The 25,815-nt window shown below is 46.1% G+C and carries 25 protein-coding genes; 3 read left to right on the forward strand and 22 right to left on the reverse strand.

Features of this window, described 5'->3' with window-relative positions; translation table 11 throughout:
- Positions 1-9: 9 nt before the first annotated feature.
- The 3 genes from V1501_RS11135 to V1501_RS11145 all read right to left on the reverse strand — a co-directional run bounded on the left by V1501_RS11135 (position 10) and on the right by V1501_RS11145 (position 2,555).
- Positions 10-1,125 carry an NADH-dependent flavin oxidoreductase gene (locus V1501_RS11135; RefSeq protein WP_409288115.1) on the reverse strand — a complete coding sequence of 372 codons (1,116 nt, stop codon included), beginning with the start codon at positions 1,123-1,125 and terminating at the stop codon, positions 10-12.
- Between the two features lie 28 nt (positions 1,126-1,153).
- Entirely contained in the window at positions 1,154-1,822 is a 669-nt protein-coding gene (locus tag V1501_RS11140) for an NAD(P)H-dependent oxidoreductase (RefSeq protein WP_409288116.1), read from the reverse strand.
- Between the two features lie 142 nt (positions 1,823-1,964).
- Complete coding sequence (locus V1501_RS11145) at positions 1,965-2,555, reverse strand: molybdopterin-dependent oxidoreductase (protein WP_409293324.1); 591 nt, start codon at positions 2,553-2,555, stop codon at positions 1,965-1,967.
- Positions 2,556-2,725: 170 nt separating this feature from the next.
- Between V1501_RS11145 and V1501_RS11150 the strand changes: the two genes are divergently transcribed.
- Positions 2,726-3,751, forward strand: coding sequence for an LLM class flavin-dependent oxidoreductase (locus V1501_RS11150; protein ID WP_409288118.1), 1,026 nt, complete (start codon positions 2,726-2,728; stop codon positions 3,749-3,751).
- Between the two features lie 38 nt (positions 3,752-3,789).
- Here V1501_RS11150 and V1501_RS11155 read toward each other — a convergent pair whose 3' ends face one another.
- Together V1501_RS11155 and V1501_RS11160 are read right to left on the reverse strand one after the other, a co-directional pair.
- The gene (locus V1501_RS11155) at positions 3,790-4,293 is read right to left on the reverse strand and encodes a DinB family protein (RefSeq protein WP_409288120.1); all 504 of its coding nucleotides are present in this window, start codon (positions 4,291-4,293) and stop codon (positions 3,790-3,792) included.
- Positions 4,294-4,402: 109 nt separating this feature from the next.
- The gene (locus V1501_RS11160) at positions 4,403-4,933 is read right to left on the reverse strand and encodes a YceI family protein (RefSeq protein ID WP_409288121.1); all 531 of its coding nucleotides are present in this window, start codon (positions 4,931-4,933) and stop codon (positions 4,403-4,405) included.
- Positions 4,934-5,275: 342 nt separating this feature from the next.
- Between V1501_RS11160 and V1501_RS11165 the strand changes: the two genes are divergently transcribed.
- Positions 5,276-6,202, forward strand: coding sequence for a MerR family transcriptional regulator (locus V1501_RS11165; protein WP_409288123.1), 927 nt, complete (start codon positions 5,276-5,278; stop codon positions 6,200-6,202).
- A gap of 36 nt (positions 6,203-6,238) precedes the next feature.
- On the opposite strand, the gene speD is transcribed toward V1501_RS11165, so the two are convergent.
- The 16 genes from speD to V1501_RS11245 form a co-directional block, all read right to left on the reverse strand.
- Positions 6,239-7,075, reverse strand: coding sequence for an adenosylmethionine decarboxylase (gene speD / locus V1501_RS11170; protein ID WP_409288124.1), 837 nt, complete (start codon positions 7,073-7,075; stop codon positions 6,239-6,241).
- A 433-nt stretch (positions 7,076-7,508) separates the two neighbouring features.
- On the reverse strand, positions 7,509-8,477 hold the full coding sequence (locus V1501_RS11175) for a sugar phosphate isomerase/epimerase family protein (RefSeq protein WP_409288126.1): 969 nt from the start codon (positions 8,475-8,477) through the stop codon (positions 7,509-7,511).
- The gene (locus V1501_RS11180) at positions 8,474-9,547 is read right to left on the reverse strand and encodes a Gfo/Idh/MocA family protein (protein ID WP_409288128.1); all 1,074 of its coding nucleotides are present in this window, start codon (positions 9,545-9,547) and stop codon (positions 8,474-8,476) included. Before V1501_RS11180 ends, V1501_RS11175 begins: the two co-directional genes overlap by 4 nt.
- Before the next feature lie 16 nt (positions 9,548-9,563).
- The gene (locus V1501_RS11185; RefSeq protein WP_409288130.1) at positions 9,564-10,604 is read right to left on the reverse strand and encodes a Gfo/Idh/MocA family protein; all 1,041 of its coding nucleotides are present in this window, start codon (positions 10,602-10,604) and stop codon (positions 9,564-9,566) included.
- A 15-nt stretch (positions 10,605-10,619) separates the two neighbouring features.
- Positions 10,620-11,339 carry a ThuA domain-containing protein gene (locus V1501_RS11190; RefSeq protein WP_409288132.1) on the reverse strand — a complete coding sequence of 240 codons (720 nt, stop codon included), beginning with the start codon at positions 11,337-11,339 and terminating at the stop codon, positions 10,620-10,622.
- Positions 11,340-11,352: 13 nt separating this feature from the next.
- Complete coding sequence (locus V1501_RS11195; protein WP_409288134.1) at positions 11,353-12,180, reverse strand: carbohydrate ABC transporter permease; 828 nt, start codon at positions 12,178-12,180, stop codon at positions 11,353-11,355.
- A 59-nt stretch (positions 12,181-12,239) separates the two neighbouring features.
- The gene (locus V1501_RS11200) at positions 12,240-13,478 is read right to left on the reverse strand and encodes an ABC transporter permease subunit (protein WP_409293325.1); all 1,239 of its coding nucleotides are present in this window, start codon (positions 13,476-13,478) and stop codon (positions 12,240-12,242) included.
- A gap of 234 nt (positions 13,479-13,712) precedes the next feature.
- Positions 13,713-15,026, reverse strand: coding sequence for an ABC transporter substrate-binding protein (locus V1501_RS11205; RefSeq protein WP_409288136.1), 1,314 nt, complete (start codon positions 15,024-15,026; stop codon positions 13,713-13,715).
- Between the two features lie 15 nt (positions 15,027-15,041).
- Positions 15,042-16,049, reverse strand: a complete 1,008-nt coding sequence (locus V1501_RS11210; RefSeq protein ID WP_409288137.1) for a LacI family DNA-binding transcriptional regulator — start codon at positions 16,047-16,049, stop codon at positions 15,042-15,044.
- Positions 16,050-16,570: 521 nt separating this feature from the next.
- Entirely contained in the window at positions 16,571-16,873 is a 303-nt protein-coding gene (locus V1501_RS11215) for a hypothetical protein (protein ID WP_409288138.1), read from the reverse strand.
- A 512-nt stretch (positions 16,874-17,385) separates the two neighbouring features.
- Positions 17,386-18,060 carry a ribose-5-phosphate isomerase RpiA gene (rpiA, locus tag V1501_RS11220; protein WP_409288139.1) on the reverse strand — a complete coding sequence of 225 codons (675 nt, stop codon included), beginning with the start codon at positions 18,058-18,060 and terminating at the stop codon, positions 17,386-17,388.
- Between the two features lie 204 nt (positions 18,061-18,264).
- Complete coding sequence (locus tag V1501_RS11225; protein ID WP_409288141.1) at positions 18,265-18,582, reverse strand: 2Fe-2S iron-sulfur cluster-binding protein; 318 nt, start codon at positions 18,580-18,582, stop codon at positions 18,265-18,267.
- Between the two features lie 98 nt (positions 18,583-18,680).
- Positions 18,681-19,622 (reverse strand): MsnO8 family LLM class oxidoreductase, encoded by a 942-nt coding sequence (locus V1501_RS11230; RefSeq protein WP_409288143.1) that lies wholly within the window; start codon positions 19,620-19,622, stop codon positions 18,681-18,683.
- A 50-nt stretch (positions 19,623-19,672) separates the two neighbouring features.
- The gene (locus tag V1501_RS11235) at positions 19,673-20,098 is read right to left on the reverse strand and encodes an OsmC family protein (protein ID WP_409288144.1); all 426 of its coding nucleotides are present in this window, start codon (positions 20,096-20,098) and stop codon (positions 19,673-19,675) included.
- 117 nt (positions 20,099-20,215) lie between these two features.
- Positions 20,216-21,265, reverse strand: a complete 1,050-nt coding sequence (locus V1501_RS11240; RefSeq protein ID WP_409288146.1) for an N-acetylmuramoyl-L-alanine amidase — start codon at positions 21,263-21,265, stop codon at positions 20,216-20,218.
- Between the two features lie 225 nt (positions 21,266-21,490).
- Positions 21,491-22,867, reverse strand: coding sequence for a glycosyltransferase family 2 protein (locus tag V1501_RS11245; RefSeq protein WP_409288148.1), 1,377 nt, complete (start codon positions 22,865-22,867; stop codon positions 21,491-21,493).
- Between the two features lie 149 nt (positions 22,868-23,016).
- Here V1501_RS11245 and V1501_RS11250 point away from each other — a divergent pair, with 149 nt between their 5' ends.
- Entirely contained in the window at positions 23,017-24,849 is a 1,833-nt protein-coding gene (locus tag V1501_RS11250; protein ID WP_409288149.1) for an LTA synthase family protein, read from the forward strand.
- A gap of 29 nt (positions 24,850-24,878) precedes the next feature.
- Here the strand turns inward: V1501_RS11250 and dat are convergent, their stop codons facing one another.
- A complete protein-coding gene (gene dat, locus V1501_RS11255; RefSeq protein ID WP_409288151.1) occupies positions 24,879-25,724 on the reverse strand; it encodes a D-amino-acid transaminase in 846 nt (281 codons plus the stop codon).
- Between the last annotated feature and the right edge of the window lie 91 nt (positions 25,725-25,815).

Below are 25,815 nucleotides of genomic sequence, written 5' to 3' on the forward strand. Positions count from 1 at the left end.
TTCCCCTATTTATACTCCCGGAAACCATCCGGGAGAGTTGATGATGGCCTGCCACAGCGGGCCGGGAACAGTCAATTCTTCCTGTTTGTCCTTATCGATCACGGTTGCTATTTCTTCTTCTCTACCCTGCTCAATCTTCTGGACCCACTCTGGATCGATGATCAATTCCCGTCCAAGCGCAATCAGTGGGACGCCAGTCTGGAGAGCAGCAAGTGCATCCTCCGGCTTATAAATGGAGCCGACACCGATGACAGGAAGCTTCGCCCCTGCCCGGTCCTGAATGATTTCAAGGCGTGTCCGCGGATCATCTACACCCCTCTTCGGAAGAGATTTGAAATCCATAAGGGAAATATGGAGATAATCCAGACCCTTGCCGGCCAGAGCATCGACGAGGACGAGGGTTTCCGCCATCGTGATTCCCGGTGTTTCCGGCTCTTCAGGTGAAAATCGGTATCCGACGATGAAATCTTCTCTGCCGCCCACTGCCTTTTTCACTTCATCCACGACTGCCAGAGGAAATGTCAGGCGTTTTTCAAGGCTTCCCCCAAACCGGTCTTCTCTTCGGTTTGAATGAGGAGAAAAATATTGCTGAATGAGATATCCGTTGGCGCCATGTATCTCCACCCCATCAAAGCCTGCCTCGGCAGCGCGCCTTGCAGCCGCTCCGAAAGCAGATATCATTTCATCTGTTTCCTTCTCTGTGAGTTCACGGGGAACAGGAGCACCTTCCGCAGCCGCCGGAACAGCACTTGCACTGACCACCTCGCCGCCTGGAACCTGATCGGGCGGACACATTCTTCCTCCGTGGAAAATCTGCAGAACAGCTTTGGCACCTTCAGCCTTAATGGCGTCAGCCAATTTTCTCAAACCTGGTATCATTTCATCTGAGTGTACGCCAATTTCGCCAGGAAATCCTTTGCCGTCCGGTGTCACATAGGCACATGCCGTAATGACCATGCCCGGGCCTTTTGAGCGGCGTGCATAGTATTTAATTTCAGCTTCGCTGACTGTGCCATCATCGTTGGAAGAAAAATTCGTCATGGGAGCCATCACAATCCTGTTCCTTAAGGATGTTCCCTTTCCAAGATTTACACTGTCAAATAGCATTTTGTATTTTTCATTCATCTGCTTTCCTCCTATTAATACCATGTTTTCAATCTACCCAGGTAACAATCTGTTCCATGCTCCGCCTGGTTTTCTCCCTTGACGGATTTTCAGCTCTGTAACCAAAGGCAGCCATCACTGAAATTCCGAGCTTCCCATTTTCAAGGAGATCTTCATCTTCCAGGATCTTGTTTACCCTGTCTGCATCAAAGCCTTCGATCGGACATGAATCAATACCAATCATGGCTGCTGCCGTCATCATATTCGCCAGGGCTATGTAGGTTTGTTTGCTGGACCAGTCAAACAGTGCCGTTTTATTCTCAAGCAGGCCAAAATCATTTTGAAAATCCTTGTACCTCGATGTCAGGGCCGTGATGACCTCCTCGGGCATTTTCTTGGTTTCCCGCAGCTGGCTCACAAAGTATTCCGAGTCATATGTTACATCTCTGCGGGCCAGAATCATGATAAAATGGCTGGCGGTAGGAAGCTGGCCCTGCGCTCCCCAGGAGACCTCTCTGATTTTCGAACGCAGTTCAGGGTTCTGGACCACGACGAATTTCCATGGTTCCATCCCAATGGAGCTCGGGGACAACCTGCCAGTCTCGAGAATGAAGCGAAAATCGTCCTCGGAAATTTTTTTCGCTGGGTCAAATTCCTTTGTTGCATGTCTGAATTCAAAAGCATCCAGTACGTTCTTTTTCAGCTCGCTGTTATTCATCTATTGTATTGACCACCTTATCTAAAACTATTTTCTATACTCCTGCTGCATTCAGCATCAAGACTTACTTTATTTGTTATGATGCTATTGCTAAATGTAATATAAATTAATACAGTACACTATGTCAAAGAAACCGCCTGGTTTACCGGTATCGTTCTTCTTTATAGGGATCAGCTGTCATGGAATAACCGAACTCTTCCCAGAAACCCGGTTCATCCAGCTTCATAAACCGGATGCCGGAAACCCATTTTGTCCCTTTCCACAAGTAAAAGCTTGGCGGCGGAATAAACCTGAGTGGAAAGCCATGTTTTGGTGACAGCTCCTGCCAGTCATTCACTTCATCCTTCCACCTGTACACAAACAGGGCATCGTCCCCGAGCAGATCTGATAGCGGCAGGTTCGCAGAATAGCCGAAACGGTCACCGGCATAATAGCCGTAAACCTTGATATACTGAACTCCTTCTTTTATGTCTACAAGATTCAACAGTTCCCTGAGAGGAATTCCTTCAAATGTGATGCCGAATTTGGACCATGTTGTCACACAATGCATGTCAGTCGTCGCTGTAACTGACGGGAGCTTAAGCAGCTCTTGATAAGACAGCTCGACTTCTTCCTCTACATTTCCAAACAGGCGGAAACTCCAGCTCTCTTCTTCAAACTCATACACATCCCCCTGATGGAGGATCGGCCAGCTTTTGGTTTCAAACTGTCCCGGAGGCAATTTTCCATTCATCCTGTTCACCCTTTCCCCTTCATCCATTTATGTTACCCCAATGCAAGTGTTCTATCTCTTGTAGTTTTTCCTTAACAGAAACATAATATTTTGAGGCACGAAAAACTGCTGATAGAATAGACCATACATGACCACTCCAATACTGCTTGTAAAGAAAGAAGATGATAGATTTGACCAGCGAAAAAAAAGGGAAATCATTAAGGGATATTAAATACTCTGTTCTTGATCTCTCGCCAATCACTGCAGGAGGCACTGCCTCCGACTCATTCAGGAATACACTCGATCTTGCAAGACATGCAGAAAAATGGGGATATAACCGCTATTGGCTGGCCGAACATCATAATATGCCCGGCATCGCCAGTTCTGCCACATCCCTTGTTATCGGCCATGTGGCAGCAGGAACATCGACGATACGGGTCGGTTCTGGCGGCATTATGCTCCCCAACCATGCACCACTCATCATCGCAGAACAATTCGGGACACTGGAGTCCCTGTTCCCCGGCAGGATCGACCTTGGCCTCGGCAGGGCGCCCGGCACCGATCAGCTGACTGCCTATGCTCTCCGGCGCGGACCAAATAGCAATGGCCAGGATTTTCCGGAACAGCTTGAAGAATTGAGGGCGTATTTCCAACCTGAAACCGGAAGTAAAAGGCATGTGCATGCGATACCTGGTGAAGGCCTGAATGTTCCTGTCTGGCTGCTTGGCTCGAGCGGCTTCAGTGCACAGCTTGCGGGACGCCTTGGACTGCCATTTGCATTTGCCAGCCACTTTTCGCCGCAAAACACACTTGGGGCCCTAGATCTCTACAGGAAGAGCTTTACTCCATCAGATGTACTCCAGGAGCCGCATGCCATGGTTGGTGTGAATGTTATAGCAGCCGACACAGAAAAGGAAGCGAAGCGGCTGGCAACAAGCATGCAGCAGCAGTTTTTAAATCTTATCCGGAACAACCCTTCACCGCTCCTGCCTCCAGTAGATACAATGGACGGCATCTGGAGTGAATATGAAAAAGCTGCCCTGGAACAGCAGCTTGGCTCTTCCATCATTGGTGACAGGGAGACGGCTGCCGAAAAACTGCAAACCTTTCTCGACAGCACAGGGGCTGATGAAATGATCATTAATGCCCAGATCTATGACCACAGTTCCCGTCTCCGGTCCTTTGAGATAGCTGCCGAAGCTTTTAAATCATATTAAGCATTGTTAAGCGGCCTGGGGTTTCCCGGCCGCTTCTTTTAATCCCAATCAACCGGCTCCCACGATCCCTGCCTCTTCCTGATGAGAATGATCTGGCCAAGATGATGTGCCGAATGGAGATTCATTGCCATAATCTTCTCCCACCTCAATCTTTCCGATGACTCACTTGTGAGCAGCATTTCCTCATCACATTCCTCTAATGCCCTGATCCATTCTATGTGAACCTGCTTCAGCTTCTCGACAGCACCCTCCCACAAGGCTTTATCCGGCTGAACAGCGGTTTGATCCTTAAAGAAAGTGGATTCATTACTGAACTCCCCCGCATCCTCCACCGGCAGACCCATGAACCGGGCCAGCCATCTGCTGTTCCAGAAAATTAAATGATGGACGATTTCCTGAATTGAATTGTCTGTTTCATCGTCCTTCCAGGCTGCCTGCCCGGCCGTCAATCCCTTCACGGCTCTATCCAGACCGGCAAACATATTGGATTGAGTGTTCCATTCCTCCATGGCCATTTTTAATATACTTTTGATATCTGCCAAGGATCATTCCTCCTTATCTAACCTGTAATAATCCGTATTTTTACCCGTACTTTTTAACTGTTAAACAAAAAAACAGACAGCCTAAAAGTGGCTGCCTGCCTTCCTATACTTATGCTTGTGCAGCCTGCAGCTGCAGTGAAATATTGATCTGGTCGCCTACCAGAACACCGCCGGTTTCCAGGGCAGTATTCCAAGTGAGTCCATAATCACTTCTATTGATTTTCCCTTCTACGCTGAATCCTGCCTTTATGTTCCCCCAAGGATCACTTCCGCTGCCTTCGTAGGTCACGAGGAAGGTTTCCTGGCGTGTGACACCATGAAGCGTCAGGTCGCCGGTTATCGTGTAGGAGCTGCCCTGGGTGCGTGTGATGGTGCCTGATTTGAATGTCATGGCTCCAAATTGTTCAGTATCAAAGAAGTCTGCTCCGCGAAGATGGGCATCCCGATCCTCGTTCCTAGTATCAATGCTGGTGGTATCAATTGTGAAATCGATCTCTGCTGTTGTCAGGTCTTCAGGATCTGCCTCTATCACAGCATCAAATTTGTTAAAATTGCCTTTAACCTTAGCAAACATCATATGTTTTACAGAAAAATCAACACTGCTGTGTGCTGGATCCAATGCCCACTTTGCTTTTGCCATTCCTATCACTCCTAAATGTTTTTTATCTCTAATTAGAGATAATTTAATCTGAGATAATTATAAGCAAGAAAAAGACTTCTGTCAAACAAGTATACTCATTTTTCTGACAAAACCACTTTCCTAACATTTTGTAAAATCCTCTTCCTTTCGCCTAAATTCTCGCTTCATCGCTACAGCTCATTGCAATTTTTGAACCATCCCCGATTTATATGGAGAATCCTCACTAGTTTTCAAAGCTTTTGTCACCTGGCAGGAAAAAGGGAATCAAGGTGCAGAATATAGTGGCATAACCTTGTAATTTATCGCTCTCTTATAATAAAAAGAATGAAAGGAAGATTCAAAATGAACAAAAATCAGCTTTTGAAGGCTTATTCCATTAAAGATGTATCAAAAAAAATCAATGTACCTACAGGAACGATCAGACAATGGGAAAAAGACTTAAACGGCCTGCTTGTGATTCCGCGCTCCCGGCAGGGAGCCAGGTTCTATACAGAAACAGAAATCATGCTTCTTGCAAAAATTAAGGAAATGAGAGAAAAAAATCTCAGCAAGGATATGATCCGCATCCTCATGACAAAACATATGTCAGGGAGTTCTGAAACAGATTCCGAATCATTCGCACTGAAACCTGTTGAGAATTCTCCTGCCATGCAGGCTGAGGCAGAAACCCCTGTACCGGCGGGGCCAAATTTGGAAGAGCTGTTCTCCTCCCTTGAAACATACAAGCAGAATCTGCTTTCAGAGATTAAGAGTGAAATAAAAAAACAAAACAGGGAGATGCTCGAGGAAGTCCGAAATGGAATTCATGAAAGCTCGCTCAGGACGGTACAAGGCCTTTCAAAATCCATCAGCCGTGCAAATGAGAGACGGAAAACAGAGCTGACAGAAATAGCTGAAAGCATCACAGATGCGTCCATCAGGCATTCCGAAACTGTCGCAAGTCTGTCCGAGAGCATTGCGAAAAGTTCAAAAGGAACCTATGAGCAGCTATCAAAACGGATTTCCGAATCCTCCAAAACTGCGTCCAAGGATTATAAGAGCTTAATCACCTCTGCTTCAAGCAGCCTGGACAAAGCACAGAAAGACTTGATCAAGATGACCCGTTCCCTGCAGGAGGACCAGGAAACACTTGTCGAATCCTTTAACAAAAATATGGAACAGTTCAACCGTAATATTCAGGAGCGGGAAGATGTTTTTCAGGATATGGTCACAAGTTTCCGTGAAGTCGCCGCTGCTAAAAATAATAAAAAATGGTGGAAGATCTTTTAAAAATAACGGAAGGCTGGCGCTCATGCGCCAGCCTGGTTAGATTTCTTCCTCTTCAATCTGAATCCCGTTCCGTATATTCTTCCCATAGAAAATTTCATCCATTTCCTTCTGCAGCCTTTTAGATATGGTTTTCTGCTCCTCTTCCGGGAGGGTATCTTTTGTATATCCAAACAGATAATTATCCAAATCAAAATCCTTCAGCTTACATTTTGTATGGAAAATATTTTCCTGATAGACGTTCACATCAATCATGTCATACAGTTTCTGGACGCTGACCGGGATGTAGTTCTGGATTGAATCAATATCATGGTCGATGAACAATTTATGCCCTTTGATATCACGGGTAAAACCGCGGACTCTGTAATCCATGGTCATGATATCGGTGTCGAATGAATGAATAAGATAATTCAGCGCCTTAAGAGGTGAGATTTCCCCACAGGTCGACACATCGATATCCGCCCTGAAAGTGCTGATCCCTTCATCTGGATGAAATTCAGGATACGTATGCACCGTGATATGACTTTTATCGAGCTGCAGGACAACATTATCCGGCAGCGGTCCCGGTGATTCATCGTAAGACTCATGCGGCACTTCCACGACAGGCCCTTCTGATACAAGGACGGTAACGCTCGCGCCCTGAGGGACATAATCCTGCTTGGCAACATTCAGAACATGCGCCCCGATGATATCGGCCACTGTTTTCAATATATGAGTCAGGCGATCTGCATTATATTGTTCATCAATATATTCCAGATAGGCCTCACGTTCTTCTCTCGTCTTCGTAAAACAGATATCATACATGTTAAAACTCAACGATTTCGTCAAGTTATTAAAACCATGCAATTCAATCCGCTGCTCTGGTGTCAAAGCCATATGTCATTTCCCCTTATGCATTTATTTATCGTGAATGGCTCCAATATATTTCCAAAGTAATATTTGCATCCCGATTAAAAAATATACCTGTCCATTTCTACCTTTCTCATATACCCTCTATTATTGCCGAAAAAACAGTATCAGCCGCCCAAGGGGGAAATACGGTACTATGGACACAAGTGCACAAGGGAACACCTTTTGTTCTTCCATATACAAACATGTGTTTTAAATATGCAGACCATACATGGAACGCAGCCTGGACAAGACCAGAAACCAGCACAATAGGGCAGGGGGGCTGAGAATGGCACATGAAGGAATGCAGGCAAGGGCAAGATGTATACACCTGGTTTTGGAGTCTTATGTTACATTCAGCTCCTCCCCTTTTCCACGAAAAAAACCTGATGGCAGGCATCAGGTTTCTTCACGCTAGCTATTATGCCCACCACATGGAAACAGGCTTTTCTTTGATTAAAACGGATTGAAGATTCTGTACAGCCCTTGTAAAGCCTTCTTCAATGGACATGAGCGGATCTTCATGCTCTATGCTGACCACATAGTCATAGCCAAATGTCCTGAGGGCACTCATCATATCAGACCATTCCTGGACACTGTGCCCGCAGCCGACGGAGCGGAACGACCAGGCCCTGGTCTGGATGTTTCCGTAAGACTGCATATCGGTCAGTCCATACATGTTTACGTTTTCCTGGTCAATATACGTATCCTTTGCATGAAAATGATGGATTGCATTTTCTTTGCCAAGGATCTTAATGGCCGCAACTGGATCGATTCCCTGCCACCAGAGATGGCTCGGATCTAGATTGGCGCCTATGGCTGGACTGGTCAGTTCGCGGAGCTTCAGCAGAGTGTACGGAGTATGGACAAGGAACCCGCCGTGAAGCTCCAGGCCGACCTTCACTCCTTTTTGCTCAGCATAAGTTCCCCATTCTTTCCAGTAAGGAACCAGCTTTTCTTCCCACTGCCATCTCAGTACATCTCCGAACTCATTTGGCCATGGAGCGACCGGCCAGTTCGGATATTTAGCTCCCTCGTGGTCGCCGGGTATTCCGGAGAAACAGTTCACGACCGGTACTTCGAGCAATTCTGCAAGCTGGACGGTTTTTACAAAAGTATCATGTGATGCCTTCGCGAATTCTTTATCCGGCGATAATGGATTGCCATGACAGCTGAACGCACTGATGATAAGGCCTCTATCATCCACCGCCTTCTTATAGGCAAGCCGCTTTTCTTCACTCTCGAGCAGTTCATCAAGCGGACAGTGATCATTTCCTGGATAGTTCCCGGTCCCGATCTCAACAGCATCAAGACCTGCTTCCTTTACACGGTCAAGCATTTCCTCGAAGGATTTTTGAGCGAATAATACGGTGAAAACTCCCAGTTTCATAGTGCTGCTTCACCCTTCCTGTTTTCTAAAAAAAAATTGATGGATTTACCTGTTTCGCTGCTTTCATATAAAGATTCGATAATCCGCGTCACCTGAAGGGCTTCTTCCGGCTTCACGATCTGCTCAGCGAGTCCCAGGCAGGCATCTATGAAATTCTGGGCCTGCGGCAGGCTCGGGTCGTCTTCGCCGGGAATCCATGCCGCCTCACTGTTGAACAGCATGCCGTTCTTGGCATAATTCAGGCTGAACGGAAATACTTCCAGACCGCCCATGTCCCCAGAAATGCTTAGTTCTTCGACAACATTTTCCTTGATATTGTTAGACCATGAGGTTTCAAGCAGGAGTGAAACTCCGTTTTCAAATTTCACATAACCGGTCACATGATCGTCGACGTTGAATGTACTCGGATCGAAATTTCCCCACTGATTTACCTGTCCTGGAATCTTGCTCAGTGTGTTATAGGCCGTGCCGGTAACTTCTGCAACTTCGGGATTGCCGATAAGCCAAACGGCAAGATCCAATAAGTGGCAGCCGTAGTCGATCAGGCTGCCGCCTCCCTGCAGGTCTTTATTTGTGAATACGCCCCAGCCAGGGACCCTCCTGCGCCTGAGAGCTTTAATGCGGACCACAAGCGGATTGCCGACATCTCCTGCCAGCATGGCTTTTTTTGCGGCGATGGCTTCCTTCATGAACCGGTAATGAAAACCGATGGAAAGTACCTTTCCGGAACGTTCCGCAGCCTCCATCATCGCTTCGCCTTCTGCCGCAGACAATGCCATCGGCTTTTCACAGAGAACATGCACACCGGCATTCAGGGCGGCGATGGCTATTTCTGCATGATATTTATTAGGCGTAGCAATCACGACCGCATCCACATGAGCGAAAACTTCCTGATATGTTTCTGCAATTACCGGGATACCGAATTTTCCTGCTGCTTCTGCTGAGGTTACAGGGTTCAGGTCATACAGAGCTTCAATGGAAACCTGGTCGTGCAGCTTAATGAGTGTCGGGATATGCCTTCCTTGTGCAATTCCTCCGGCACCGATGATTCCTATGCGGAGCTTTGTCATTATAATCACCTATCTTTTAAATCAATTGTTTTTCCTTTAAGCTTACTACTTGCTTAGTTTGCGAAGATTCCAGGGCAGCCAGGATAATTCCAAGGGATCTTTTGCCTTCTTCCCCGCTTACTGGAACTTCTTTATTTTCTATTATACTCTCAACGAATTTATTGATGACCTGGGAACTGCTCTGGCCGCCTTCTTCGTTTGACTGGATCCGTCCCAACTCATATTTTACCGTTTCACCATTATTATATTGGACGATCAGCGAGTGATCGGGATCATCCTCCAGACGCAGGACAGCTTTTTCCCCAAAAATAATAGTGGAATTGTCCTCTCTGCCATAAGACCAGCTGGCAGCAAGCGTCCCGACTATCCCGCTTTCTGATTTCAGGATGCAGACCGCATTGTCATCCACTGTACTGTTTTCTTTTGAACTGTGTTCGACAAATGCCGCTGCTTCGACGATTTCCTCGCCCAGAAGGTAACGGATCAGGTCGGATTTATGGACACCCAGGTCTCCCATCGCACCAATAAATGCTTCTTCTTTTTTAAAGAACCAGCTGTTCTTTCCGTCCACACTCCAGCCTTCGGGACCAGGATGGCCAAACGCAGTCCTGAAGCTGTAGATCCGGCCTGCCTCACCATCGCTGATGAGTTTCCTTGCTCTTTGATGAGATGGAACAAAGCGCTGGTTATGCGCAATCATCAGCTTTTTGCCGTTTTCCTGTGCAGCCTCAATCATGGCATCTGCTTCTTCTTTTGAAGTTGCCATCGGCTTTTCACATAATACGTGCTTTCCAGCTTTCAGTGCGGCAATCGATACTGGGGCATGGAGATAATTTGGCGTGCAGACCGAAATTGCATCGATGCCATCATCATTTAACATTTCTTCATAGTTTCTATAGGCTTTGGCCCCATATAAATCGGCCATCTCCTCGGCCCTTTCTAACACTATATCGCAAACAGCGGCAATGTCCACTTGTTTGTTTGCCGCATATTCCGGAAGATGCCTGTGCCTGGCTATGCTTCCGCAGCCAACGACACCGATTTTTAAAATAGTCATTTTTTCATTTCCTCCTTATTTAGCCGAAATAGTTTCAAGCGGGTGGGCATTTCCGTATACAGGCCGGCTTCTTTCTACAGGAGCAGCCCATTTAACCGCATTTTTTATCACTTTTTGTACTGCTTCATTATGGTAGGTCGGATAGGTTTCATGTCCTGGACGGAAATAGAACACACGGCCGCTTCCTCTCTTGTATGTACAGCCGCTGCGGAACACCTCTCCGCCTTCGAACCAGCTGACCATCACCAATTCGTCAGGGGCAGGAATGTCGAAGTGTTCGCCGTACATTTCTTCCTTCTCAAGCTCGATATATTCCCCTACGCCTTCTGCGATTGGGTGGGCCGGGTCCACGATCCAGATACGTTCCTTCTCATCCGCTTCTCTCCATTTTAGATCACAGGAAGTTCCCATCAGTTTTTTGAAGACTTTAGAGAAATGGCCGGAGTGAAGCACGATCAGCCCCATTCCATCAAGCACTCTCTGGCAGACTCTTTCTACGACTGCTTCTTCAACCTCGTCATGGGCTATATGTCCCCACCATAATAAGACGTCGGTAGAATCGAGAACTTCTGCTGACAGTCCATGCTCCTCATCGTCAAGTGTTGCTGTTCTGACTTCGTAATCTTCCTGGAGGAAGTCCGCCAGCGCCCCGTGGATGCCTTCAGGGTAAATGTCCCGTACTGCCGGATTCTTCTTTTCATGCTGATTTTCATTCCATACTGTTACTTTAATCATATTAAATAAACTCCTATTCTTTAACTGAGCCTGAAGTTAAACCTGATACAATCCGTCTTTGGAAGATCAGGACCATGATGACAAGAGGAACGGTCACGACGACAGTCGCAGCTGCAATTTCACCCCATGGAATGGTGAACTGCCCCTGAAACATGGCTATCCCGACTGGCACAGTTTTGTATTTTTCTTCTGTGTTGATAGTAAGTGCAAATAAAAATTCATTCCAGGCGGCTATGAAAACCAGGATGGCTGTGGTGAACATACCCGGCACAGCGAGCGGCATGATGACCCTCCAAAAAGTCTGCATAAGAGACGCACCATCCATTTTAGCCGCTTCTTCCAAATCAGATGGAATCTTCCTGAAAAACGTAACCAGGAGCCAGATTGACAGCGGAAGTGTGAAGGTTGTATAGGGAATGATCAATCCAAGATAAGAGTTGGTCAGCCCAAGATTCTTCAGGAATATGTAGATGGGCGATATAGTCGCGATCTGTGGAAACATGGTTACCGACAGGACAATCCCAAGAATGAACGTTTTCCCCCTGAATTGAAGCCTTGCAATCGCATAGGCAGCAAATGCGGCGACGAACACCGTATACAACGTCGTAATGGTCGAGACCACCAGACTGTTCCATAAATACCTTAGGAACGGATAGTCAACAAAGACCGATATATAGTTCTGAAATGTAGGATTGGCAGAAAAAGGAGTAAAGGCTTTTTCTCCAAATAATTCACTCAGCGGCTTGACAGAGCTGATGAGCATCCATAAAAAAGGGAACATCACAAAGAATACAAAAATGACTAGAAAAAGATAGAAAAAGGGACCAGGCTTCTTTTGCATTTTCTCACTCCTTAAGGGAATTTGTATTTCTACAAGTCTATGATAAAACGCTGATTGCTCTAATTGCCCCTTCCATCATTAAGAAGATCTTTTCCTAAGAACTTAATGTAAAGCATCGAGATGATCGCCACACAGATAAAGACAATTACGGCAAGTGCAGATCCTTCACCAAAATTCGTCTGCGAGAACATAATTTTATACGAAAGGATTGAAATGGTTTCTGTCGAATTGGCCGGCCCTCCGCCCGTCAGTACCCAGATCAGGTCAAATACCCGGAAGGCATCAAGCGTCCTGAACAGAAGGGCAACAAGTATGCTCGATTTCAGGAGCGGCAGGGTAATGTTGACAAACTGTTTCCATTTGCTGGCTCCATCAATGGAGGCTGCTTCATAAAGAGATGACGGTATAGTCTGCAGCCCTGCCAGGAGCAGGAGAGACATATACGGAGTTGTTTTCCATACATCCGTAAAGATCACAGAGAACATGGCTCCGGTATCTGTTACCAGCAGGCTGCTCATTTTGTCAATGAGCCCGACATCTTCAAAGATCTTGGCAACAACACCATTCTGTCCATCATACAGGAATTTCCACATTACAGCCGATACGGCAGTGGGTATGGCCCAGGGTATGAGGATACTCGCCCGGATCAGCCCGCGTCCGAAAAATGCTTTGTTGATCAATAATGCAATCGCAAGTCCGATCACAAGTTCAAAGGCAACGGATATCACGGTGAACGTCGCGGTATTCCCGAGTGCCTTCCACATCCTCGAATCTGACAGATTTTCCTTGTAATGCTCTAAACCGATAAAGTTCGGCTTTATAATGGAGTCTTTGATGTTGGATGATAGCCCGACCAGCTTTTTTTCCTGTGTAAACTTGGTTTCCTTCGCTGTTTCCCTCAGTGTTTCAGCCACAGAACTGGTGGTTTTCAAGTATTTTTCGGCCACATCCTTATCGAGCTCCGCCATTCTGATTTCCTCTCCTGGCTGTTCAAATGCGAGGAGCTTATCATTCACCTGATCATATTTGTCTTTGATTTCCTTATCCTTTTGAAGCTCGGCATCAAGATCTTCAAGCTGTGTCTTAGCCTTCTGCAGTGTGTCTGCTGCATGGTTTTGATCGATCTCATCTTCAATCGTGCTGATCAAAAAAGGATAACTATCCAGGTATTTGACAAGATTCACACTGTAGTTCAAATGAACATCCGATTTGACCGGAGAGTTGAGTTTTAGATCAAACAGGCTGAAGTAAAAAGACTGCAGAACCGGCCAGACAGCCACCAGAAGTATGAGCAGCATTGCCGGGGCAACAAGTATGTATCCGGCCCTGCTTTCGCTGAGACCTCTCTTATTTTTAGCTGCTTTCAGGGGCTCAAGGGCAGGCTGGCTGTTATTTTTGGCAAGGTTATCTTGTCCAGGATTTTTCATCATTTCACCCACCTTAAAGAAAATAAATTAAGGCTGCACCGGCTTGCCTTCCCATTCGCAGGAGAAGGCAAGCCGGGCAGTCCCAATCAGCTGGAAACTAAGATCTTATGATTCTAGTTTATCTTTCATTTCTTTTTCCATATTCTTTACTGCCTCTTCGACCGTTTCCTGGCCGGCGATGGCTTTTGATACATGGATTTGGATGATTTCAGAAATTTCCGGGTAGTTTGGTGCAACCGGACGTGAAACAGCTGCAGCAAGACCATCCTGGAAACCTTTGTCTGCAAATGTAGGGTTCGCTTTCAGGATTTCCTGGTCATCATATAGCTTAGTGATGGTAGGAGCATGTCCGCCGTAGATGGCATCGATTTTCTGTCCTTCTGCGCCTGCCATGAATTTAAGGAATTCCCATGCTTCTTTAGGATGCTTGGAGTTCTTATTGATTCCTGCCATCCATCCGCCCAGCGCTGCTGCTGAACCTTTATCTCCTGCTGGAAGCGGTGCGACACCGACTTTTCCGGCAATCTTTGATTTTTCCTTGTCATTTGCACTAGCATATTCATATGGCCAGTTGCGGAGGAATGCTGTCTGCCCCTCAATGAATGCCTGGTCGGTTTCGATCTCCGTGAAGGTCGTCACATTTCCAGGGACCACATCTGATTTAGCAATCTCTACTAGCTTCTTAAGGCCTTTGATAGTTTCCGGGCTGTTTACAGCCACTTCATTCTTTTCATTGATGAACTTGCCGCCATATGCCGCAACAAATTCAACTGCATTACACACAAGCCCCTCATATTGCTTGGCCTGCATAACATAGCCAAACTTCGTGCCGCCCTGGCCTTTTTTGGCTTTAGCCTGTGTCAGCAGGTCATCCCATGTTTTAGGAACCTCGGAGTCTTTCACAAGATCTTTCCGATAGAATAATAGTCCGGCATCCACAAACTTAGGAAGTGCCCATTGCTTGCCGTTGAACTGGGCAGCCTTCAAGGCACCCTCGTTATATTCCTTAAGGTCTACGCCATCCTGCTCTATGAAGCGGTCGAGCGGGAGAACATAATCGGCCTGGGCAAATTCTGCCGGCCAGATAACATCCATGTCAATGACATCGATCTCGGAGGATTTAGCGTTGAAGGTAGTCACATAAGCATCATGCTGCTGTCCTGTATCAGCCGGCATTTCCCTGAATTTCACATCTATGTTTTTATGCTTCTTCTCGAACGCTTCAACCATTTTTTCTGTACCTTTGGTTACATCCTTGCCTCGTGCATAAGTAATGGTGACTTTCTCGCCTTTTTTGCTGCCGGAAGCTTTTTCTTTTTTCCCTTCAGTGCTGCTTTGGTCGCTGCTGCAGGCCGCAAGCGCTAGAGATAATGTTGCAAAAACTGCTAAAAGTTTTGTCGTCTTTTTAGTCTTCTTCATACAGATTGTTACCTCCTAGATAATTGAATTTCGCTGGGTAGAACCTCTGACGATCAATTCAAAAGGCAATAATATCTCCTGGTATGACAGTTCTTGTTTATGTAGGATTACCTCTATCATCGTCTCCATAGCCTTAGTCCCCATCTGCTTGATAGGCTGTGCCACCGTTGTAAGGGGGGGATCGATAATGCTTGCTATGGGCTGGTTGTCAAAACCAGCCACCGCCAGGTCGCCTGGTATGCTTATGCCTTGTTTCTTCGCTTCCATGATTAATCCGGTTGCCACCTGGTCACTGCCGGTGAAAATTCCGTCCGGCATGTCTTTTAGTCCAGCCAGATATCTGAGGACGCGTCTTCCATCTTCAATGTCATACACATTATGGATAAACCATTGTTCTTCAATTGGAAGACCGTTCTCCAAAAGCGCCTGTTTAAAACCGGTTTCCCTCTCAAGCGCTACACTGCTTTTCTTCTCGCCGAATGAATAAGCGATTTTTCTGCAGCCCTGCTCAATCATATGCCGGGTCGCCAGGTATGCAGCCTCCGTATTATCCATCCGCACGGCCGGAACGCCGGCTTTACTGCTCTGTTCATTACAGAGGACTATCGGTCCGAACTTCGAGTATTCAGAGATGACGTCCCAGTCATTTTCACACGATGTAAGGATGAGCCCGTCCACTTGCTTTTTTTTTAAAAGATCAAGGAAATTCAGCTCTTTTTCCATATCATAGCGCGTCTGACAGACAAGCAGCTGAAGGCCGTTCTGGGTTGCGACGGCATCCATCGCTTCAAGAAGATAAGCGAAAAACGGATTGGTCAAAACAGGAACCAGGATGGCGATTGTATCTGTTTTCTGGTTGCGCAATCTCTGTGCCGTAGTATTTGGCACATAATTCAATTGTTCCATTGCTTTCAGTACAAGCATTTTTTTCTCTTCGCTCACATTGGGATGATTATTGATCACCCTTGAAACTGTTGCCCTGGAAAGTCCCGCTAAATTGGCCACATCTGAAATAGTGGACAACGCTATCCCCCTTTTCCCTCCTTTTGCATCGCATGCAAGTTATTGTAGTAACCGTTTACAATTTTAATGTACTTCACATTGAAATCGATTTCAAGCGTTTTATGCAAGATTTTAAAAAATTTGTCTATACAGGTTTCGACAATGTTAGAAGCGGGTGGCTGAAGGATGAGTAAAAAGGGGGCCGGCTAAGGGGATCGGCGAAAGAAACCCTGGTTCTCCGGCATGGCTGCAGTAATTTTCATTTGTGATTTTGATCGTTTTGACTTTCATACACCTGAAGAGTAACTTTTCGGATTCATTCACTGCCCAAAGGGTCTTTCATATGCTTGATGGAGGACTTTCTCAATTCTATTTCCTGCTAAATAAGTCCATCATACTCCGATGAAGGAATTTTCGAGTGAATGCCCTTTGTCCTGCTCATACTGAAAATAAACCGGTTTTCCTTTGTTTCCCAGTAAACCGGTCATTACCACACTGTTCTTTTTCCATTCAGTAAACTCATTTCTACTGTATTACCTGCTTCATTCTTTTCCAGTATGCCGTGCACTGCTAAGATGAATTTTGTACAGATCCTTCAGTATATAAATCGAAAAGATCGTCAGGACTGCATGGAGGAAAGCGCAAAATAAAAACAGCCAGTCCGGCGCACTATGTATAGAGAATGAAAAGTAGAGCGCTGCCCCTATCAGGAAACAGAGGACTCCCTCCAGACAGACAGCCAGGAGGAAAAAGAATATGTAAGGAATGATAATGCTGCGCTGATCCACAAATCGCAAAGTCAGGCCTGACCATAGAAAGGATATTGTCCGCTGTCCATAAAACATGTTATCCACCCCTAGTTAGCAATTCTGCATAAAACTTTGATTATGAAGACCATAGTACTCTCTTTGTATTCATTATGATTTTCTAAAATCGAGTTGGAAAGTGCCCGATAGTCTTATATATTTTCCTTACACACAATAAATACCGTTGATAGGGATGCTGTAAAAACGATTATTAATGTTTTTTAAAGGGCAATTAGAATCAGGGATATAGAATCATTTTAAGGCTCCATGATCGGAAGCATGATCTTTCCTTTATATGGCCTCCCCTCCATCCAAACCCGGTTGCAGGACTGACCTTAAACCTTGCCATGCTGATCTGCGTCATAACGGTCGTACCCAGTCCGTTACTATCAAGCTTTGTCATTACCATATTTATAACGGCAATGGGGGTCGTCGGGACCCTGTTATAAGTCCTGATCTGCCGGGAGCCGGACGAAGGGACTGAGGAGGCACAGCTGAAGACAGCCGGCGAGGCATGATTTTCATAATAAGCCAGACCCGGAAGGTCCAGCTTATTTCGCCTTTACATAGACGATTTTACTTTTGTCATTGACGGTAATCAGTCTTTCCGCCATACCCACAAAAAGACCATTTTCAACGGCCCCTGGTATCAAATTGATTTCCTTTTCAAGTTCACCGGGATTGTTGATCTCCTTAAACGAACAATCAATAATATGATTGCCGTTATCGGTAACAAAGGAGCTGTCACCCTTCATGCGGACCTCGGTTGTACATCCCAATGCCTGCAGATGTTTTTTTGTCATTTCCATACCGAACGGGACTACCTCCACCGGGAGTTTTACACTGGCCAGGTTCCTGACTAACTTGGAGCGGTCTGCAGCTACGATAAATCTCTTGGCTGCATGTGCCACGATTTTTTCCCTGAGCAGCGCCCCGCCGCCTCCTTTAATCATATTGAGGTGCTGGTCGGAAGCATCTGTCCCGTCAATGGCCAGATCTATTGATTCCGCTTCCTTGAATGCAAGGAGCGGAATCCCAAGTTCCAGTGCAATTTTTTCTGTTTCTTTCGAAGTAGGAATTCCCCTGATATTCAGACCATGATTCTTGATTAAGTCAGCCAGCTTCAGCAGAGTATAATAGATTGTGCTCCCCGTTCCCAGGCCGACTATCATGTTATTTTCTACATATCCCGCTGCCTCTTCACCTGCCAGACGTTTGCTTTCCATGGAATCCCCCCTGTTTTATGCTCTTTTTTTCATGAAAATGCGGGAGCTGCATGTATCGCTTTCAGCAGCCAGTTAAAAAAATAATTTATCTATCTGGCATTGCTGACTGCGCCCTGTTCAGCTCCACCGCCATAGTGTATTTTTCCTCTTTTTATTTAGTTCTTGTTCATGAATGGGCTTGGAGTAAAGAACACACGTTTATTTTTATTCCTCTGGTCGTGGTCCGGCATCCAGTCCGCTGTTTTCGACGGTCTTGATCGGCCTGATGGTAATATCACCTGAAACAGCCATCTGGCACGATAACCGAAGCTGGTCATCAATTATATGATCCGCCATCAAGGCCTTCTTTTTAGAAATCTCCTGGTAATCCCCTTCCAATACCTCTACTCTGCATGTGGTGCATTTTGCTTTTCCCCCGCACCTGTGCAGGATTGCGACTCCGTTATCCTCCAGTGCAAGGACCAGCTTGCGTCCGGCAGGAACTTCAAACTGCCCGAAACCTACCGCTGTAACTATTGGCATGGTGTTCCTCCTCCCTTATTATCAGCACGATGTATCTTTAGTGTTCCCTTTTTTGAAGGACGATAAAATACTTTGAGAAAAGTTCTTTCTAATGAAGGTTACAGCAATTCCTCAGCTATCAGGCGGTAGGACTCCATTCTTTCACTGTATGTCGGTGCCATCGTTATGAGCATTAATTCTTCAAGGGAATGATCAGCTGCAAATGAGAGCAGTTTTTCTTTTACTTCCTCTGGATTTCCGGTAATAGTTTTTGAATCTTGAGCTTCCCGTTCTTCATCGGCTGGCCCTGTCGGTTCAAGCAGCTTTCTTACCCTCTGCATTTCATGCCTGATTTCTGCGGCCCGCTGCCTGTCCGATGCACAGATCACAGAGACGGCTGCTATAACTTTCGGTTTATCAGTACAATTCCGCGGCGTGAAATGTTCCCGGTATAGACGAAGAACCTCGTTTGTATCGACATCGCTCATGAATTGCCCAAACACATAGGGAGAACCGGTTTCTGCAGCGAGCAGGGCACTCTTTTTGCTGGTTCCGAGAAGCCATGGCTCTGGCGGGATATCAGGTACGGGAGAAGCCTTAATTTTAGAAAACATGGAAGAACTGGGAAAGTCCCGATACAGAAAGTGAAGAAGGTCTCTATACTTATCCGGCATCTTCCAAACCTGTTCAAGGAAATTATCAGATAATGCCATGGATGCCTCGGCCGATCCGCCCGGCGCCCTCCCGATTCCGAGATCCACTCTCCCAGGAAACAGGACAGCCAGCAGGTTAAAGCTTTCGGCTATTTTGTATGGCTTATAATGCGGCAGCAGGACAGCACCTGATCCGATCCTGATTGTATTGGTCCTGGTGCCAATATAACTCAGCATTACTTCCGGAGCGGGACATGAAAGACCGCCTATATCATGGTGCTCAGCAATCCAATACCGGGAATACCCAAACACTTCACCTGCGGCGGCGAGCCGTGCCGCTTCATTCAGCGCAATGTTTGCGTTTGCCCCTTCAAGGATGGGGGCCTGATCTAAAATACTAAGTTTCATCCTCTCACCCTCCATTAACCACTTTATGTCTCATAAACTATTGCCGCTGTTTAAAGCTCCCTGTCTCCCAGCCTGCCGTTTATTTCGTAAGTGGCTGTTACTCTGCCGTTCAAGGAGTTCGAAACAGAGCAGTACGTTTCCTTTGAGAGCTGTATTGCCCGGGCCACCTTTTCCTCAGGGAGCTCCCCTTCAAGGATATAGTGGATATGAATGGAGGTGAAAACCTGGGGATATTCTTTAGCCCTCTCCCCATCAATAACAACCTGCAGCGAATTGGGATTCAGCCTCATTTTCTGCAGGATGCTTATGATATCAATGGCTGTACAGCCGGCAGCCGCATTCAGGAGGAGCTCGGTCGGCCTGGGTCCAGAGTTAGTTCCGCCCGATTCTGGCGCAGCATCCATTTTGATTTGATGCCCTGATGGTGTAATACCCGTAAATGACATTTGTCCATTCCAGCTTATTCGATTTTCCACTGCTCTTCCCCTTTTCTGATTGTAATTTTGGTCTATCGTATCTTTAACAAATTATACAGCTAAAATGCATAGACGGCCTGCAATTTGAAAAACCTCCCGCGGCAGGAGGTTTTGTCACTAATAGGCTTTTTTCAGCCCCTCCACAATTGCTGAGGCGGCCTTTTGATTATAAGCTGGAGCCTCAATGGCGCTCATATCGCCCATACTGGTTAGAAACCCCAGTTCGATCAGGACCCCGCGTTTATCGTTCTCTCTCAAAACATGGAAGTCACCGAAATGAGTCCCTTTTCCGGGCAGGCCCGAATAGGCTGTAAGGGTGTCACCGATGGCAGAGGCAAGCTGCCTGCTGTCTCTGTCATAATAATATGTACTTATGCCGCTGGCCAGACTGCTGCCGAACGCATCATAATGCAGGCTTATGAACGCATCTGCACTTGATCTTCTGCTGATGGCGGATCTCTCTTCAAGGGAGACATCTCGATCACCATTCCTGGTCAGGATAATTTCTGCTCCTTCCCTCCTTAACAGGTCTGCAAGTGCAAGGGAAGCTTTTAAAGTGAAATCTTTTTCGTGCCGGCCATTGACAGCGGTCGCTCCCGGATCCCGTCCGCCATGTCCGGCATCGATTATGAAAGTCCTGCCTGCAAGGCCTGCTTTCTGCAAATGGCTATTTTGTTCAGTACCGGCATATTGACCGGACATCCAGGCACTTTGCCCGTCACCGGTATTAAGCTGAAACCACCCTTTTGCTGTTGATATAACAGAATAGGTTTTTCCAGTCCCCGCTGTCCCAATGATCCGGTATTCCGTTCCAGGGCCGGTCCGGAGACGCACATCTGTACCTTTTACAGTTATTTTGCCCGTTTCATCTGCTGCTTCTGCCAACGAATTATGCGCTGAAGGAGAATATAGAAATTGAGAGGCTATCCACCCCTGTTTTCCATTAAACTGAATTCTTGCCCAGCCATTCTGGACGGTTTCGACAATCACATTCGTTTTGTCAGAAAGAGAGCCTATGACCGGTGCTTCTGAATATGGTGCACTTCTTATATTCAGTGAATCTGCCCCGACACGGTAAACAGTTCCTTCTTCAGCCTCCCCGGACGTGACCGCCATTCCTGACAATGCACCGGTCAGCAAGAAAGCCGCTATCATTTTCTTGATCATGTTCTCCCTCTTTTCATTCTAATCTGCCGCTATTCAATGGTAGCAACTCTTAAAGGAAGGATGGTAGCAAGAAGAACAGGAATTGGAAAAATGAGTTCTACGGACTAGAGTATGGTGTTGATTATCATAGGTTTGGCATGACTTTCGCAGCCCTAAATGGGATATTCTTGAAGGTGTGAAACAATGGGCATCAGCAGTCCTGTTGGATATATATGAATGCTGCATCTAATTTGATGGATCCATAACAGGTTCTTCATCTTCGGAAATCATCTCAAGCTCCTCGATGGCTACTGCCCTGGTATGTTCCGTGTGGCTCCATTCCCTCTGGTTCTTTTTGATGAATCCAAGAATGGTTACAGGAATCCAGGAGAGGCCGAACAGGTAGGAGATGAGAAACCAGTGAAGCTTATGTCCTTTCTTTTCAAGGATCATGCCCGTAATCGGCAGGGAAAGGTAAGCAGCCATAAAGATTCCATAAATCCAACCATCCAGGACAATGGACCGGTCAATTAAACTGCCAAGATATCCGTCCGGATGATAGACGCCTGTGTAGGAAAGAATTCCGGCAGCCATTAAAATTAGAGCCAGGATTGAACGGGATGGCATAATCAAATAAATGGCAGAATCAATGAGCATGAAGCTTCTCCTTTTAAGACCCTCGATCACCAAAGGAAAGGCATATCTGGTCATGCAGTCAAAGTGGCCCTGCATCCAGCGGATCCGCTGTCTGAAAGACTGTGCAAACCCGAGCGGCTTTTCATCATATAGCTTGGCATCATGCGCCCAGGCCACCCGGTTTCCTGTTTTCAATATATATCTCTGGGTAAACTCCAGGTCTTCAGTGAGCGAGGTCGCTCCCCAGCCGATTTCCTTCAAAACTTTGGTCGACACCGTCACACCTGTTCCTCCAAGCTGCGCCGACAGGCCAAGATGCTCCCTTACAAGCTGGTAAATACGATTTGTTGACCAATAGGCAAAAGAATAGGATTTAGTTACCCAGGTGTCCTCCGGGTTTTTGGAGTCCAGATATCCCTGTACAACTTCATGCCCTTCTAATAGCCTGGAATTGATGATCTGAAGAAAATCTCTGCTCACAAGGTTATCTGCATCAAACATAACAACGGCATCGTAAACTTTCCCCTCTTCCTCCATGTCCCACAGCTTTTGGAACATCCATTCCAGACCAAAGCCTTTCCCCCTTTTTTCAGGATTATGCCTTTCCATCGCAGCTGCACCTGTTTGTCTCACCTTTTCGGCAGTCCGGTCACTGCAATTGTCACAAATCACATATACATCATACAATTCTTTCGGATAATTCATGTTTTTCAGGTTGTCACAAATCTGGCCAATCACATTTTCTTCATTATGAGCGGCCACCAATACGGCAAACCTTGTCTTTGGATTTCGGATTTCTGCTTTCTTGACTCTTCTTAATCCTGCATAGCTCATCAGTGTCTGATAACCGACAAAAAATAAAGAAACAGCCTGGACGCCTAAAAGAAAGGTGTAGACCCCTGCGTCAGCAGCTGCCATCCATCCATGTGTCATGATTCCATAGACTGCTGTAACAAGCAAACAAAGAAACAGGAGGAAAATAATCATAGAAACACCTCTGGTTTAATCTAGCTTTCTATGTAAGCCTGCCCAACAAATAAGCATTTTAGTCCAATTCTTTCCCGGGGACTCTTGTTATAGACAGCCAAATTTAGAGGAATGATGTATATATGTAAAAAGTTTATGGGAGGTGCCTCATGAAGGAGAGAAGAGGAATCTGGCTTTTTGGCATACTTACGTTTACTTCAATGTCCGGAAAGTCCATTTATTCACAAACCAGTATATTAAATGGGTTCCACCTGGCTGGGACTGTATCGGAAATCGCTTTTATTTTCTTGTCCGTGCTTTTGATCATGTTTTTTGGAGGAAGAGCCGCATTCCTGCTTTTAATATCCTTTAATGCTTTATTTACCCTTATTACCGTGGGGTCCTTACTTTATTATGATTATTATGGTGCCATCCTTACGTATAAATCGCTCTCCGAATTTAATCAGGCAGCAGCCATTTCTGACAGCATCTTCGCACTGGTAAAGAAGGAATATATCTTTCTGGCCGCGGATTTTGCTTTTCTGCCATTCCTGCCGCTTCTCATCCGGAAGGCAGGAATAATGGGAATGCGAAATAAAAAACTGCCCGTCCTGTCGGCAGTTTCGGCCATTTTATTCATTTCAGCAGGCATGCTTCAGGCAGCCGGCTCAATCAGTGAAATCGGAAAATACAGCCGCACTGGCCTGATTGGGTATCAATTCCTGGAAGCTGGCAGCGGACTCATGGACCATTTCAGGGGAGAATACATAATCAACGCTGAAACGCTCAAGGAGCGGAGGTCGGCAGACGGCCTCAGTGAACGGTCCTATGAAGCTTCCGCCCGGGGGAAAAATTTAATCATCATTCAGCTGGAATCTGTACAGAACTTTTTTGTAGGTTTAAAAGCATTTGGGCAGGAAGTAACCCCCAATTTGAATAATTTGGCTAAAAACTCATTTTATTTTCCTCATATATACACCCAGGTGGGGAAAGGAAATACCTCAGATGCGGAATTCGTGGTCAACACCTCCATATATGCACTTGGAGATGTTCCGATGTCTTCGGCTGCAGAAGGAATAAAGGTGCCGGGTCTTCCAAGGGAGCTCGGGAAAAAGAATTATCGGACAGCCACTTTTCACGCAAATTCTGTAAGCTTTTGGAACCGGGAAGAAATGTACAAGTCCCTTGGTTTTGATTCATTTTATGATAAAAGGTATTTCGGAGATGATGATGTGATTTCATATGGAACTTCAGACGAGCAGATGTATCTAAAGACAGCGGAAAAGCTGTCACAGTTCAAAGAAGAAGGAAAGCCGTTTTACGCCCATGTTATTGCTTTATCCAGCCATTTTCCTTATAAACTTCCTGCGGAAAAGCTGAAATACAGCTTCAGACTGCCTTCAAAATTTAAAAACACGCTTTCAGGCTCATATTTGGAAGCTGTGAGTTATGCGGATTATGCCTTGGGAGGGTTTTTTTCGGAACTAAAGGCAAGAGGTTTATATGATGAGTCTGTAATCATTGTGTATGGTGACCATCAGGGACTCCAGATCAAAAATAAAAAGGATAAAGAGCTGGCAGGAATTCTGTTTGGCAGAGGATACGATGAAGTACTGGATCACTTGAACATCCCCCTCCTGATAAAGGTTCCCGGCATTGGAACAGGAAAAAAAGTACCGCTTTCCGGAGGGCTGGTGGATATTTACCCGACTGCCGCAAACCTGCTGGGCATCAGCCTTGGAAAGGAAATGATCTTCGGCCGGGACCTGCTGAATTCATCTGCAAATGAAGTCGGCATCCGATTTTATGCACCAGAAGGAACCTACATCACCAATCAGCATGCTTTCAAGCCGGGAATGGATGCTTCGAGCGGAAAAATTACAAAAATCAGGGACAGAAGCTCACATCCAGCTTCTGCCCCTGACCTGAAAAAAATGAAATCGATTCAGCATTTTTTGAAACAATCCGATTCTTATATGAAGAGTCTTAAAGACGGGAAATAACCCGGAAATGTTAACTTCCCCCCTTGTTGCTACAGGACTGCCTGACGTGCAATGGATGCCTGGAAAACTTCCCTAATTTGCTGTGTGAGTTTACCGGGCTTTCCAGATCCGATCCTCCTGCCGTTGATTTCAATGATTGGCACTACTTCGGCAGTGGTGGAGGTCATGAAGACTTCATCAGCATCCAGAAGCTCGCTTTCGGTGAAAGGCTGTTCCTTGCATTCCCATCCGTTGGAAGCATAAATCTCCAGCAGCTTGGTGCGGGTAATGCCATTTAAGATGAGATTGCCTGACGGGTGGGTAAGGATGGTGCTGTTTTTGATGATAAATATATTGGATGATGTACCCTCGGTGACAATGCCGTCCCTGATGAGAATTCCTTCAAATGCACCAGCTTCATGCGCCTTTTGTTTAATCATAATATTATAAAGCAGATTCAAGCTCTTAATATCGCATCGCAGCCAGCGCAGATCTTCTTCTGTAATCGCCTTCACGCCCTCCATCTGCTCCTTCACAGGGCGCTTTGAAGGTACCGGGTAAGCAACAAGGCGCGGCACAATACTGCTTTCATATTGATGCTTCCTCGGAGCTACTCCGCGCGTCAGCTGGACATAAAGGCCGCCGTCGTCAAGATTGTCAGCCTGGATCAGCTCCAATAGCTGCTGCTTCAGTTCCTCCAATGGCGCAGGAGGAGTGATTCCGATTTCCCCGGAGCTGCGGTAAAAACGGGCAAGATGCTCATCAAGTGTATAAGGAGTTCCTTCATAAACACGGATCACTTCATAAACTCCATCACCAAACTGATAGCCTCTGTCTTCAATATCCACCTTCACCATATCTCGTTCCACTATTTCTTGATCAAGCAGTACTTTCATCTTTATCCCTCATTTCTCATTACAATCTTTCCATATGTGCAGTCAGTGGCATTCACCCTGAACAAACATGAATTCATTTTAACGCTTTTAC

The organism is Paraperibacillus esterisolvens (assembly GCF_046237625.1).
In the GTDB taxonomy this organism is placed as follows: Bacteria; Bacillota; Bacilli; order Bacillales; family DSM-1321; genus Paraperibacillus; species Paraperibacillus esterisolvens.